General features: G+C 67.0%; 10 protein-coding genes. 8 read left to right on the top strand and 2 right to left on the bottom strand.

From position 1 onward, the window contains the following. Positions 1–5 precede the first annotated feature (5 nt). The 6 genes from FHP25_RS09980 to FHP25_RS09955 all read left to right on the top strand — a co-directional run bounded on the left by FHP25_RS09980 (position 6) and on the right by FHP25_RS09955 (position 9749). Positions 6–2678: a virulence factor SrfC family protein gene (locus tag FHP25_RS09980; protein WP_147846785.1), complete on the top strand. Its 2673-nt coding sequence runs from the start codon at positions 6–8 to the stop codon at positions 2676–2678. A 197-nt stretch (positions 2679–2875) separates the two neighbouring features. Continuing rightward, positions 2876–4102 (top strand): SEL1-like repeat protein, encoded by a 1227-nt coding sequence (locus FHP25_RS09975; protein WP_147846784.1) that lies wholly within the window; start codon positions 2876–2878, stop codon positions 4100–4102. Positions 4103–4111: 9 nt separating this feature from the next. Beyond that, positions 4112–6100 carry a vWA domain-containing protein gene (locus tag FHP25_RS09970; protein WP_147846783.1) on the top strand — a complete coding sequence of 663 codons (1989 nt, stop codon included), beginning with the start codon at positions 4112–4114 and terminating at the stop codon, positions 6098–6100. A gap of 188 nt (positions 6101–6288) precedes the next feature. Continuing rightward, positions 6289–7035, top strand: a complete 747-nt coding sequence (locus FHP25_RS09965) for an ABC transporter ATP-binding protein (protein ID WP_147846782.1) — start codon at positions 6289–6291, stop codon at positions 7033–7035. Beyond that, positions 7032–8363: an ABC transporter permease gene (locus tag FHP25_RS09960; protein WP_147846781.1), complete on the top strand. Its 1332-nt coding sequence runs from the start codon at positions 7032–7034 to the stop codon at positions 8361–8363. The genes FHP25_RS09965 and FHP25_RS09960 overlap by 4 nt, the downstream gene beginning before the upstream one ends. Positions 8364–8462: 99 nt before the next feature. Next, positions 8463–9749, top strand: coding sequence for a nucleotide sugar dehydrogenase (locus tag FHP25_RS09955; protein WP_147846780.1), 1287 nt, complete (start codon positions 8463–8465; stop codon positions 9747–9749). Positions 9750–9776: 27 nt separating this feature from the next. Here the strand turns inward: FHP25_RS09955 and FHP25_RS09950 are convergent, their stop codons facing one another. Beyond that, entirely contained in the window at positions 9777–10826 is a 1050-nt protein-coding gene (locus tag FHP25_RS09950; RefSeq protein ID WP_147846779.1) for a methyltransferase domain-containing protein, read from the bottom strand. A 38-nt stretch (positions 10827–10864) separates the two neighbouring features. Beyond that, positions 10865–11596 (bottom strand): methyltransferase domain-containing protein, encoded by a 732-nt coding sequence (locus FHP25_RS09945; protein ID WP_147846778.1) that lies wholly within the window; start codon positions 11594–11596, stop codon positions 10865–10867. Positions 11597–11885: 289 nt separating this feature from the next. Here FHP25_RS09945 and FHP25_RS09940 point away from each other — a divergent pair, with 289 nt between their 5' ends. Together FHP25_RS09940 and FHP25_RS09935 are read left to right on the top strand one after the other, a co-directional pair. Beyond that, complete coding sequence (locus FHP25_RS09940; protein WP_147846777.1) at positions 11886–13265, top strand: surface carbohydrate biosynthesis protein; 1380 nt, start codon at positions 11886–11888, stop codon at positions 13263–13265. Between the two features lie 32 nt (positions 13266–13297). Further along, on the top strand, positions 13298–14503 hold the full coding sequence (locus FHP25_RS09935; protein ID WP_147846776.1) for an N-acetyl sugar amidotransferase: 1206 nt from the start codon (positions 13298–13300) through the stop codon (positions 14501–14503). The last annotated feature ends 1 nt before the right edge of the window (position 14504 follow it).

The raw sequence follows: 14504 nt of genomic DNA, 5'->3' as shown, positions 1-14504 counted from the left end.
CGACGATGGAAGAAGTCGACCTCAAATTGTCGCGCGACTGCGAGGCGGCTGCCACCGCCTCTGCCGAGGCGATCACCTGGATCCGCGACGTGGCGCCGACGGCCGAAAGCATCGGCCAGCAGGCGAGCTCGCTGATCGCCGAGCTGCAGAAGGTGCGCAACCAGAGCCGCAAGCTGGCCCGCGCCGCCAAGCGCAAGATGTGCGTCGGCGTCTTCGGTCCCAGCCAGGCCGGCAAGTCCTACCTGGTGTCGATCCTGGCCAGCCGCGAAGGCCGGCCGCTGATCGCGCGGTTCGACGGCAAGGGCTACGACTTCCTGCGCGAGATCAACCCGCCCGGCGGCCGCGAATCGACCGGTCTGGTGACCCGTCTCAGCACCGAAGCCAGCGACGGCCCGGCGGGCTATCCCGTCGAGCTGAGGCTGCTGACCCAGACCGACCTGGTGAAGATCCTCGCCAACTCGTTCTTCCTCGACTTCGACCACCAGAAGGCGGCGTTCCAGCGGCCCACGACCGACAAGATCCGCGAGCGCCTGGGTGAGCTGCGCGGGCTGGCCAAGGACAAGCCCGTCGACGGGCTTGACGAGGACGACGTGCTCGACCTGATCGAGTACTTCGACGGCTACTTCAAGGGCATGACCCAGGATTTCCATGTCGATTTCTGGCGCGAGGCCCTGCACCTGGCGCCCCGGCTGGCCGGGCCCGACCGCGCCCGCCTGTGGTCGCTGCTGTGGTACGACTTCGAGCCCTACACCAAGCTGTTCAACGACCTCTTCGCCGGGCTGAAGAAGCTGGGCTTCGCCGAGGAGGCGCATTGCCAGATCGACGCCCTGGTGCCGCGCGAGAACAGCATCATCGACGTGCTGATCCTCGACCGCCTGGGCACCGACGCCGGCGACACGCTGAAGGTGCGGCCCAAGCTGCCGGGCGCCGCCGACAGCGAGCTGCCGCGCTCGCTGGTCTGCGCGCTCACGGCCGAGCTGCGCATCGCCATCGAGGACAAGCCCTGGCCGTTCTTCGACCACACCGACCTGCTCGACTTCCCCGGCGCGCGCTCGCGCCTGAAGCTGGAGAAGCTGGAGGACGCCGGCAAGGGCAGCGACGGCAAGCAGAACGCCAACCCGCTGCGCGAGCTGCTGCTGCGCGGCAAGGTCGCCTATCTGTTCCAGCGCTTCTCGGCCGAACGCGAGATCTCGGCCATCCTGCTGTGCATCCCCGACGGCGTGCAGGAGGTGCGCGACCTGTCGCCGATGATGGAGGGCTGGGTCGGCGCCACCTTCGGCGACACCGCCCCGGCGCGCGCGCGGCAGAAGAACGGCCTCTTCCTCGTGCTCACCAAGATGGATCGCGAGTTCGAGCAGAAGGCCGGCGAGACCGAGCTCAGCGGCCGCTGGGGCGCACGGCTCAACAACTCGCTGCTGAACAACTTCCGCGGCGACTGGCCCCGCAACTGGGACGGCAAGCCGTTCCGGAACTCCTTCTGGCTGCGCAACCCGACGGTCAAGGACGAGCGGCTGATGCTCTATGCCGACGGGCGCGAGGTCGGCATCGCCGATACGTTCGTGGAGCGCTGCCGCCTGCTGCGCGACGCCTTCGTCGGCAACGAGATCGTGAAGCAGCATTTCGCCGACCCGGCCAAGGCCTGGGACGAGGCGTTCCGGCCCAACGACGGCGGCCTGTCCTATATCGTCGCCAACCTGACGCCGGTATGCGATCCGGCCATCAAGCGCGCCCAGGTGCGCGGCCAGATCGACGAGCAGATCCGCCGGCTGTCGGACCGGCTGGCCGGCTTCCACAGCGGCACCGACTCGGACGCGCGGCAGAAGAAGCAGGTTCTGGTGCAGCAGGTGCTGCGCGGGCTGGGACCATGCATCAAGGCTCAGCGCTTCGGCGAGCTGGTGAATGCGCTGCAGGTCGACGAGGAAGACCTGCGCGGCATCTACTTCCGCGTCGCCACCATGAAGGCCGACGGCAACGGCAAGCACGGCAAGCCGGGCGACCGCGGCGGCGAGGCCGTCGGCGCCGGCATCGACCTGGGCGACATCTTCGGCGAGGTGTTCGGCCACGATGCCGCCCTCGGGCTGTCCGATGGCGGCAGCTCGACGCTGCAGGACCGTGCCCACCGCTTCGCGAGCGAAGCCCTGCAGCACTGGATGGAACGGCTGCGGCGCACCAGCGGCGATGAACGCGCGCTGTCGCATTTCAACGTCGATCGCCAGCAGTTCGGCTGGCTGGTCGACGAGCTGGCGGTGGGCGCTAACCGGCTGCGCATCGCCGACGGGCTGGCCAAGGATGTGCGGGCGGTCGAGAACAACGCCAACGCCAAGTGGGAGGACATCGCCGAGCGCCAGGTGCGCGCCGCCGCCAATGTCATCAACCGCTTCGTCGACTGGCTGGGCTTCGAGCGCGTGGCCCGCGAGCACCGGCCCGGCCTGCCGCCGCAGGCGCCGACGCGGCGTGTGTTCGACGATCCGCCGCCCTTTGCTGAAAACGACCCCCCGCCGCTAGGCGAGGAGCCCTTGCCGATCTACAACACCTTCTGCGCCGACTGGATGCGCGCCTTCCTGCAGCTGGCGATGGACAATGTCGGCTTCGAGGGCGGCCGCGACATCACGCCCGAGCAGAACGACCGGCTGGGCACCATCCTGCGCCGCGCCGAGCAGGCCAAGCTCGCCGCCTGATTCCAAGTCATCCCGAGCTCTCCGTCATCCCGAGCGCAGCGAGGATCTCCCGAGAATGGCGCACTGTGCGTCTTGCCGCAGGAGATCCCTCGCTGCGCTCGGGCGGCTCACGGCCGCTCACGATTGCCCGCGACCCCATAGCGGGCCAAAATGGCGCCGCAATCGCGACTTTAGAGTGGGCTATGCGCGCAGAAGTCATGCCGAAACCCGACCTGCCCGGGCACGCCGTTCTGCGCGTTCACGAGCTGGACGCCGCACCGGACGGCCTCACGATCTGCATCGAGCGCCGGCAGGGGCCGGAGAAGTACCTGTCGGACGGCGGCTGGCAGCGATCGGAGTCCTGGCTGGCTCCCGAGCGGGTCCAGCCGTTCGGCGGCGGCATTGATTTCCATGTCGGCCCCGTCGTGTGCGACATGGTGGCCGGCCTGACCGTCCGGCTGTCGGTGCGGGAGCCTGGCGTGGGCAATGTCGGTGCCACGGTCGTGGCGTGGCCCAGCATGCAGACATCCGGCGCCTACGACCCCAACCGCATGGTCGCCGGCGACGCACCGGCCGGCACCGACCGTGGCTTTGGTGGCGGCACGGGGCAGACCACCGTGCTGCGGACGCCGGGGCTGGCGGAACCACCGCCACCACCACCGCCGCCTGAGCCACCGCCGCCATGGGTCGCAGACCCGCCACCGCCGTTTCAGCCGGCGCCGGAGCCGCCGCCCCTGTTCCAGCCGGCCGAGCCGCCGCCGCTGTTCCCTTTCCCGCAGGAGCCGCCGCCGCCATTCGATCCCGGCCCGGGCGGCCTGCGCCCGCCCGACCCGATGGACCGCATCGGCCGCGACGAGAAAAAGAAGAAGAGCTCGGCCGGCTTGTGGATCGGGTTGGCTGTCATCCTGGTCCTGCTGGTAGGCGGCGTCGGCGCCGGCGCCTACTGGTGGTTCTTCATGCGCACGACGCAAATCGCGGAGGGCGACAAGGGCGACAAGAACAAGGCGAAGCCGCCGACCATCGAGAAGCCCGAGCGGGTGCTGGCAGCCGAGTTCCTGGAGACCAAGCCGGCAGCCGAGGCCATGGTGGAGAAATGCCGCGCCTTGCGCCAGGACGGCAAGCAGATCGCGGCGTTTCTCGTCTGCCGCGCGGCCGCCGATTCGGGTGATCCGGTGGGCGCCGCCGAGTACGCCGGCTTCTTCGATCCGGTCAACCGCGCGCCCAACTCGCCGATCGATTCCGACGCGGTGCAGGCGGCGCAATGGTACGAGAAGGCAGCGAAGGTCGAGTTGCCGCTGGCGATGCGCCGTCTGGGCCAGCTCTACGCCAAGGGCGCCGACAACTTCCCGGCCGACAAGGCGAAGGCATGCGACTGGCTGAAGAAGGCATCGGACAAGGGGGATGCCGAGGCGAAGAAGTCGTTTGCCGATCTGCAATGCACATAGGAGCCGACCATGATCGCAATCGCGCGGCGTGTGGCGACAGCATCCGCGGTGGTGCTCGCAGCGGCGCTGATGCTGGTGACGGCAGCGGTCGCGCAGCAGCCATCCTCCGGTGGGCGCACGCCGCTGCTGATGGAAGGCAAGAAGACCCTGTTCCAGCGCGTGCTGACCCGTCCGGACGCGCAGCCGTTCGACAAGCCGGGCGGCACCGCGGGCGCCGCGCTGCCGCCGATGAGCGCGCTCTACGTCTATGCGCGGCAGACGGTGGGCGGCATGGACTGGCTCGAGGTCGGCCCCGGCAGCGACGGCAAGACCACCGGCTGGCTCAAGGCCCCGGACACGGTCGCATGGCGGCAGACGCTGACATTGGCCTTCACCAACCCCGCCGGCCGCGAGCGGGCTCTGTTCTTCCGCGAGCGCGACAAGCTGCAGGGCGTGCTGGAGGCCAATGACCGCGTCGCGCAGGCCAAGAAGCTGCGCGATGCCATCGTTGCCGGCGGCACGCTGCCGGCCGGTTTCCCGGTGATCTCGATCGAGCCCAGCACCCATATCGACATCAGCAAGCAATTCTACCTGCTGCCCATCCTGGAGGCGTCCGAGGCCTATCTGTCGAACAACATCAAGGTGCGGATGCTGCGCGTCGCCTCGGTCACGCTGAAGAAGGACGGCGACGATCCGCTCAAGCCGAAGGTGCGGCAGAACCTTTATGAATCGCTGAAGGACTTCAAGCTGGGTGTCGTCTTCGTGGTCGACACCACGACGTCCATGCAGCCCTATCTCGACCGCGCGCGCGATGCCGCCCGGCGCTTCTACGAGCAGATCGAGCGCGCCGGGCTGAAGGCGAGCTATGGCCTGGTGGCCTTCCGCAACAACACCTCGATCACCCCCGGCCTCGAATACCTCACCAAGGTGTTCGTGCAGCCCAAGGATGCGCCGGACGGCAAGGCGTTCCTGGAGAAGCTGAAGGATCTGAAGGCGACGACCGTTTCCAGCCATGCCTTCACCGAGGACTCGATCGCCGGCGTGAAAGCCGCCATCGATGAGATCGACTGGTCCGGCTTCGATGGCCGCATCGTGGTCCTGATCACCGATGCCGGGCCGTTGCAGAGCAGCGACCCCAGCGGGTCGACAGGGCTGGACGTCGACCGCATCCGCGAGCTGGCCGAGACCCGCAAGATCCACCTCATGGCGGTGCATTTGCGCACCGCTGCCGGCAAGACCGACCATGCTTCGGCGGAAGGCCAGTACAAGGCGATGACCGAAGGCAAGAACCTGCCGCGGGCGCTCTACTATCCTGTCGAGGCCGGCAGCGTGGCCGAGTTCGGCAAGAACATGGAAAGCATCGCCGAGGGCGCCACGCAGCTGATGCGCATGTTCGCGGCGGGCCGGCTGCAGGAACAGCAGCAGCAACCGCCGCAATCGGCGGCCCGCGTGCAGCGGGATTTCCAGCTCATCGGCCATGCCATGGCGCTGGCTTATCTCGGGAGCCAGAATCAGACCCAGGCGCCCAAGATGTTCGAGGCCTGGGCCACCGACCGCGACATGGACACGCCGACCTCGACGGCCCTGGAGGTGCGCGTCCTGCTGACGAAGAACCAGCTCAGCGATCTGCAGCAGACGATCCGGCGCATCGTCGATGCCGGCAAGCGCGGCCAGCTGACGCCGGCCGGCTTCTTCGACGAGCTGCGCAGCGCCGCCGCCGCCATGAGCCGCGATCCCTCGCGGATCGGCCGGCGGGGCACGGAGAAGCTCGGTGAGCTGGGCCTGATGGGCGAGTACCTCGACGACCTGCCCTATCGCAGCAAGATCATGGGCATCGACCAGGCGACCTGGACAGCCTGGTCGATCGCCGAGCAGCAGGCGCTGATCAACGAGCTGGAGGCCAAGGCGCGGCTCTACGAGCGCTTCCACAACGACGCCGCGCTCTGGGTCCAGCTCGGCGGCCCGGGTGGCGATCCGGGCGACGCCGTCTACCCCATCCCGCTCGACGCCCTGCCGTGAGAGGCCGGGAGCGCGCCACGCCGGTGGCGCACCGGCCCGCAAGGCCGGTTCTCGTCTTTCCGTCGTGCATGAGCCGGCGCTACGCGCCGGTGCGCCATTGGAGTAGCGCGCTCCCGGCACAGCCCCGCATGCACGTCGCATCCGTTTTCCCTTCCGCCCCTCTGGGCGACGGTTGAAGTGCATCACTGATGGGAAACGCATCCCCCCTGTTGTCGCTGCGCGGCGTCACCAAGCAGCGGCTGGCGGCTGGCGTCCGCTTCGAGCTGCACGTCGATGCGCTCGACCTGGTGGCAGGCGAGCGCATCGCCCTGGTCGGCGAAAGCGGCAGCGGCAAGAGCACCTTGCTGGACCTGGTCGCGCTGGCGTCTCGCCCCGACGACGCCGCCCGCTTCCGGCTGCAGGTCGATGACGCCGTCGCCAACGTCGTCACCCTGTGGCGCGACGGCGCGTCCGATGCATTGGCGGCGCTGCGGGCACGGCATATCGGCTACGTGCCGCAGACCGGTGGCTTGTTCGCCTTCCTGAGCGTGTTCGACAACATCGACCTGCCGCGCCGCCTGCTCGGCCTGCCGCGCGACGGCAGCGTGGTCGAGCGCCTCGCGGAACGGCTGGGGGTGGCGGATCAGCTGCGCAAGAAGCCGGCATCGCTGTCGGTGGGGCAGCGCCAGCGGGTCGCGATCGCACGCGCGCTCGCCCACGGCCCGTCGCTGGTGCTGGCGGACGAGCCGACCGCATCGGTCGATCCGGCCACCGCCGACATCGTGACCAACCTGCTGCTCGAGCAGGCGAAGGAGCGCGGCGCGGCGCTGCTGCTGGCCTCGCATGACTGGGCCCGGGTCGAGCGCCTGGGGCTGGCCCGCATCGCGCCTGAGATCGCGCGCGAGCGCAGCGATGACGGCGTGGTCGTGCGCTCGACCTTCGCGCGGCAATCATGACCGTGCCCGCGCCACGTGATCTGGGCCGCATCGTCGTGCTGTCCCTGGCCGACGCGCGTCACGAATGGCGGGCGACGTTGTGCCTGGTGCTGGCTCTGGCCGCGGTCCTGGCGCCGCTTCTGGTGCTGTTCGGCCTGCGTTTTGGCGTTGTGCAGACGCTGACCGAACGGCTGGCCGGCGATCCGCGCAACCTCGAGATCGTGCCGGTCGGCGCCGGCCGTTTCGACAAGGCCTGGTTTGATTCGGCGCGTGCCTGGCCGGAGGTCGCGTTCGTCATTCCCCGTACCCGTGCCATCGCCGCCAGCATGGACGTCATGAAGCCCGGCGGACCGGCGATCAACGTCGAGATGGTCCCGACGGCGCCGGGCGACCCGTTGCTGAAGGGCCTCTTGCCGGCCACGCCGACCTGCACGACGGCACCGAACGAAGATCCGGCCGTCGTGTGTCCGCCGCGGGTCTATCCGCGGATCCTGCCGGAAGAGCCGGCACAGGCAGAGCAACCCACCCGGCCCCGGATCCTCGTTGCGCTGTCGGAATCGGCGGCGCGCAAGGCGGGCGGCATCGTGCAGGGCGCGGTCATCGCCGGGATCGTCGGCCGGTCGATCGACGGGCGGCAGGAGAATGCGCGCGTCGCGCTGAACGTGATCGCGATCGTGCCGGAAGCGACCTATGCGCGTGACGCGGTTTTCGTGCCGTTGGAGCTGCTGGATGCCAGCGAGTCGTTCCGTGACGGCTTCGCCGAGCCGCTGCTGAAGTCGGAGGGCGGCACGCGGCCCGAGGGCGAGCGGCTCTACGCCGGCTTCCGCCTGTACGGCCGCACCATCTACGATATCCCGACGCTGCGCGACCGCCTGGTGGCGGGGAGGACCGAGGTCTCGACCCGGGCCGCCGAGGTCGAGCAGCTCATGTCGCTGGACCGCAACCTCGGCCTGCTGTTCTGGCTGATCGCCGGCATCGGCACCGCGGGCTTCCTGCTGTCGCTGGGTGTCAGCCTGTGGGGCGCGGTCGAGCGCAAGCGCCGCGATCTTGCCACCTTGCGCCTGCTCGGCTTCCGCACACGCGCCACCGTCGCCTTTCCGATGATCCAGGCCACCGCCGTCGCGGTCCTGGGCGTGGCGCTGGCGATGGCCGTGTTCGCGATCGTCGCCTCGGTCATCAACAGCCATTTCGCCGGCAGCCTGGGCGTCGGCGAAACCGCCTGCCGGCTGCTGCCGTCGCATGTCGGTGTCGCCGTCGCCGTCACCCTGCTCTGCGCCCTGGCCGCCTCGGCCCTGGCAGGCTTGCGGGTGGCGCGGATCGACCCCTCCGAGGGGCTGCGCGAGCTGTGATCCGACGCCGGCCGCGACCGTCCGTCACGGTTTGTGGTCAGGAACGAATTCCAGTATAGGGCGCGCTTCCGCCGGCAGGTGCCATGCGGTGAGGATGCCATGGGTCATAATCGGCGCATATCGGTGATCGGGTTGGGCTATGTCGGGCTGCCGGTGGCTGCCGCATTCGCGCGCATCGGCAGCCCGACGATCGGCTTCGACATCTCCAGCGCCCGGGTCCAGGAGCTCAGGGCCGGCCACGACCGCACCCACGAGGTCGACGCCGTGGACCTGCAGCGACCCGGCCTGCTGTTCACGGCCGATGCCGCAGACCTGAGGAACGCCGATTTCCATATCGTGACCGTGCCGACGCCGACCGATTCCTCGAACCGGCCGGACCTCACGCCGCTTCACGCGGCATCGGAAGCGGTCGGACGGCAGCTCAAGAAAGGCGACATCGTCGTCTACGAGTCGACGGTCTATCCCGGCGTCACGGAGACGGAATGCGTGCCGATCCTGGAGCGCGAATCCGGCCTCACCTGGAAGACGGATTTCAACGTCGCCTACTCGCCCGAGCGCATCAACCCCGGCGACCGGGAGCGCCGTTTCGAGACCATCCGGAAGGTCATCTCGGCCGACACGCCCGCGACCCTCGATATCGTCGACGACGTCTATGGCAGCGTCGTCACGGCCGGCACCTATCGGGCCGCGTCGATCAAGGTCGCCGAGGCCGCCAAGGCCGTCGAGAACACGCAGCGCGACCTCAACATCGCGTTGATCAATGAGCTTGCGTTGATCTTCGACCGGCTCGAGATCGACACCCGCGACGTCCTGGAAGCCGCCGGCACCAAGTGGAACTTCCTGCCGTTCCGGCCCGGCCTGGTGGGCGGCCATTGCATCGGCGTCGATCCCTTCTACCTCACGCATGTCGCCGAATCGGTGGGCTACAATTCGCAGGTGATCCTGGCCGGCCGACGTGTCAATGACGGCATGGGCCTTTATGTCGCCAACCGCATCGTGCGCAACCTCATGCGCCGAGGCTGGAACGGCCGGCCGGTCGTCACCATCCTGGGGTTCACCTTCAAGGAGAACGTCCCCGACGTGCGCAACACGCGCGTCGCGGATGTGGTGCGCGAGCTGCGCAATTTCGGCGTCCTGGCCCAGGTCCACGATCCGCAGGCCGATCCGGCGGAAGTGCGGCGCCAGTACGGGCTAGAGCTGAAGGACCTGGATGCCATGGCGCCGGCTGACGCCGTCGTGCTGGCCGTGGCGCACAAGCAGTATATCGACGCGGGCTGGAGCCTGGTGCGCCGGCTGTTGAAGAACGACAGCGGCTACGTGGCCGATGTGCAGGGCGTGCTCGACCGCGACATAAGGCCCGCCGACATCGCGCTCTGGCGGCTGTGAGCCGGTCGGACTGATCCAGGCCCCGTTCTAGCGGGCCCGCCGGAAGACGATGTGGTAGCGGCCCGACAGCATCTCCTCGATGCTGACCGTCGGATGGTTCTGGCGCACGATGTCCCAGAAATCGGGCACCACATCCGCCATGCGCTGGATCCTGGCGACGTTGCGGTTGGGTTCATTGATCGCGGCATGCAGCGTGAAGCCGTTCTCCCGGGCCATCATCACCATCTGGTGCATCGTGGTGCGCGGATAGGACAGCCCGTCGAAATAGAACTCGACCATCTCCCTGGCGCGATGGCCGTGGAACTCCTCGGCGAAGCGACGGTATTCCGCATCGGTCAGCAGCAGATGGCCCCACGGGATGTTCGTGGTGGCGTAGCGATGCGGGCCGAGATAGGCGAAGAACGAGAAATGCTTGATGACGATCAGCGCGTCGTCGCTGGCGACGGCGCTGATCGCCTTGAAGATCCTCGGCCAGTCCGGGATATGGTCGATCGCCTTGGCGTAGAAGATGTCGAACTTCTCGTCGAGCTGCTGCAGGTCGTGGGCACCGATCTTCTCGAAGCGGAAGTTCTTGTGACCCTGCGCACGCAGCGGCACGCGCGCCGGCTGCAGCGAGAAATCCTGGTAGCCGGCGAGGTGGCGGTACTCCTGGAAATCCATCGCGTCGGGACAATGCTTGTCGATGAAGCCCGTCAGCTCCTTGAACAGCTCGCCATGATCATGCGCCTGCCAGCTCGAGAGATGCTCGCCGTCGAGATAGGGATCGATGCCGACTGCCGCCTTGAGGTCCGAATAGTGCAGGATCAGACGCGGGATCATCCCGTTGCCGGTGCCGATATCGAGCAGGGTCTTGTTGCCCAGATCGACGCCGCAGCGCAGCAGCAGGTCGATCACCTGATGCAGCTGCAGCAGCACCCGGCCGTCCTCGCGCCGCAACGCCTCGACATTGTCCGCCGGCGGTGGCTCCCAGTAGCTGGTGCCGGGGCTGGTGGGGGTCAGGAACGGAATCAGATAGTCGTCCGATACCGGCAGCTTGCGCCCGTCATCCTTGGTGAACCACGCCGTGGGTGCAGCCATCGCGCCGTCCATCGCCGTCATCCTCCCCCAGGCCGCCGCTACTTGATGGCGACGAAGCCTTCGAAGCAGATGAACTTCATGATCGTCATGATGTCCTGGAAGCCGGCGCGCTTGAGCATGTCGACATTCCCCTGTGTCGAGAACGGCTCCATGATGCCTTTCAGGCTGCGCGCCTTGGACACGATCTCCTCGGCGTCGTAACCCTGCTTGAGCTTGTAGTCGTAGGAGTACATCGCCGTCAGGATGTCCTGGAAGCGCGCGTCCGGTCCGCGGACCTTCTCGAACAGGATCAGCGCGCCGCCCCATTGCAGCGACTTGTAGATCCGGTCGATCAGCTCCTGCCGCCGGCTGGGGCGGACGAATTGCACGGTGTAGTAGGCCACCACCATGTCGCAGGGCTGCAGATCGACCTGGCTGATGTCGTCAGCCACGAAGCTGACGTTGCGCAACCCGAGCTCGGCCCGCTTCTCTTCCGCCTTGGCGACCATGTCGGGCTCGATATCGACTCCGATGTAGCGTGCCGTCGGCTTGCCCGACTGGTGCTGCGCCAGCCGCATCGTGAGGGTGCCGGTCGAACATCCAAGCTCGTAGACCAGCGAGTCGGGTTTGATGAAAAAATCCGACAGGCCGCAGACCAGCTCGTGGCCTTCGTCGTAAAGAGGCACCGACTTCGAGACATGGTCGTCGAAGGTCTGGGCAACGTTGCCGGCGAACGACCAGTTGGCGTTCTCGGCGCTGATGCCGTCACCGACCGAACCAATCTTGCTCATGATGCCGCCTTCTCTTTTCTTTCCGGGAACATTGTCCAGGGTCGGCTCGCCGCCAGTATACGCAGCCGGACACTTGCTCCCTGGACGACGCCCGCCAGGTGGTGTCAAGTAGGTGCGACCTTAGTATGTCCGGGATGTTCACCGGTCAAGAGGACGGGCCGCTTGCGCACCGGCGAGCATAACAGTGCCCGCGATCCTCCTTGAAATGCAGTAGAATTCGTCCAGTATCGTCACCCTGCCGTCAGAGACTCAAAGTCTATTTGGGCGCCAGGCTATTTCCGGAAATGCAATGAAATCGAACGGCTCCGTCATCCTGCCGTCAGAGACGCAAAGTCGAGAGTTCGATGGCAAGCTTCTCCTCGCTTGCTACCTTGCCGAGCGTGGGCTTGAAACGTATGTCGGGTCGCGAGTCGACATCCATATGCAGATCGCGTCGCTGCCGCGCAGCGTCTACATCGCCAAGGATTTCCGGGTCAGCTCGGCCAGGATGTTCGACATCCTGCAAGGCCTGGGCAATCCGATCATGGCGTGGGACGAGGAAGCGATCCTTTTCTACAATGCCCGGGAATTCCACGAGCGGCGGGTGCATCCCGGCACGTTCGGGCGCGTCGAGGCGTTCTTCGCCTGGGGACCGCAGAACAAGGAGTTCATCGCCACGGCACCGGCCTATCACGGCGCCCCCATCCACGACACCGGCAACCCGCGTATCGATCTGATGCGGCCGGAGCTGCGGGCGTTCTTCGACCCCGAGGTCGAGGCGCTGCGGGCCCGGTTCGGCCGCTTCATCCTGATCAACACCAACTTCGGCAAGCTGAACCATTTCGTCGAGAGATACACCGTGCGGCCGGGCGGCCGGGACGCCAGCGTCGGCGGCGTGATCACGCCCTTCATGGAAGGCGCATGGCAGCATCGTCATGGCATCTTCCAGGCCTTCCAGGAGATGCTGCCACGGCTGGCGTCGGCCTTTCCCGACCTGCAGATCGTCGTGCGCCCGCATCCGGCGGAGAACCACGACACATGGCGCCAGGCGGCAGGCGGCATGTCCAACATTCATGTCCTGCATGAGGGAAACGTCTACGGCTGGCTGCGCGGCTGTGTCGCCATGATCCACAATGGCTGCACGACCGGCCTGGAGGGCTTCCTGCTCGACGCGCCCGTCGTGTCCTACCGTCCGCTGGTATCCGAAGAATACGATCTGCATCTGGCCAACGATGTCAGCTGGGAGGCGTACGACTTCGACAGCCTCGTCGCCACGGTGCGCGAGCTGGCGGACGGCCGCCGGCGATCGTTGCAGGACCGGTCGCGGCTCGATGTCGCCGGCCGGTTCCTGTCGGCGCTCGATGGCCCACTGGCAGCCGAGCGCATCGCCGATCATGTCACGGCATTCGCCGCCCCGGCGCTGTCGCGGCCTCTCCCCACCGCGGCCGAGCGCGTCCGCGCCCGCGCCCGCGCCGCGTGGCGGGCATCCAAGAAGCGGATCAACGCGCTGCGCCCCGGACACAAGAACAGCCGCGCCTACAACCGGCACAGGTTCCCGGGCATCGCCGTGCCCGAGGTCGAAACCCGCATCCGACGCTTCGGCCAGCTGCTCGGCCGCTTCGATGGCGTGATCGTCGAGCCGGTGTCGGAGAACATCTTTCGCGTTCGACAACGACCACGGATCACCTGACTCCACGGCTTCTCCGGAAGAATGGCTGGAACATGAACCTTGTCACCAAGCATGGCCTTCCCCAGACCGTCATCTTCTGCAGGCGCTGCGTCATGTCGAATCAGCGCCCTTCAACCTCGCCGGAGTTCCGCAAGAAGAGCTCCGACATCGGCACCGCGGCATTCGGCGATGATGGCATCTGCGATGCTTGCCGCTACGCCGAGTACAAGGCAGGCAGGATCGACTGGTCGGCGCGCGAGAAGGAGCTGCTTGAGCTGTGCGCCCGTCACCGCCGCAAGGATGGCAGCTACGACGTGATCGTGCCGGGCAGCGGCGGCAAGGACTCGATCTTCGTCACCCATCTGCTGAAGTACAAGTACGGCATGAACCCGCTCACCGTGACGTGGGCGCCGCACATCTACACCGACATCGGCTGGAAGAACTTCCAGAACTGGCTCAAGTCGGGGTTCGACAGCGTCCTGGTGACGCCCAACCCCAAAGCGCACAGCATCATGACGCGGCTGGCGTTCCTGAACCTGGTCAACCCGTTCCAGCCGTTCATTCTCGGACAAAAGATCGCCGCGCCGCGGGTCGCGCTGCAGTACAACGTGCCCCTGATCATGTACGGCGAGAACCAGGCCGAGTGCCACAACGTCATGGGCGAGAACTTCTCGCCGCTGATGGACATCAAACACTTCACCCGCGAATCGACGTCGGACCGCGAGCTCTATTTCGGCGGCGTGCACATCGACGACATGGCGCAGCACGGCGTGCCGCTGCACGAGATGAATCCCTACCTCCCGCTGCTGCGCGAGGATGTCGTGAAGGCCAGAATCGAAGTGCACTACATGAGCTACTACGTGCCCTGGTCGCCGCAATACAACTACTACTACGCCAAGGAGCACGCCGCCTTCGAGCCCAACCCGGACGGACGCAGCGAGGGCACTTACTCCAAGTATGCCAGCCTCGACGACCGCATCGACGGGCAGCACTATTTCACGATGTTCGTGAAGTTCGGCCAGGGCCGTGCCATGAACGATGCCTGCCGTGACATCCGCGACGGCCATATCACGCGCGAGGAAGGCGTGGTGCTGTGCAACAAGTACGACGGCGAGTTCCCCAAGAAGTATTTCGGCGATTTCCTCGGCTATGTCGGCCTCGACGAGGACAAGTACTGGGAAGTCGTCGACAGCGCCCGCTCGCCGCATCTGTGGGGCAAGGACGGCAACGCCTGGGTGCTGAAGCATCAGACGCGGTGAA

This window comes from Vineibacter terrae, from assembly GCF_008039615.1.
GTDB lineage: Bacteria > Pseudomonadota > Alphaproteobacteria > Reyranellales > Reyranellaceae > Vineibacter > Vineibacter terrae.
This window is presented reverse-complemented; position numbering and strand designations above follow the sequence as displayed.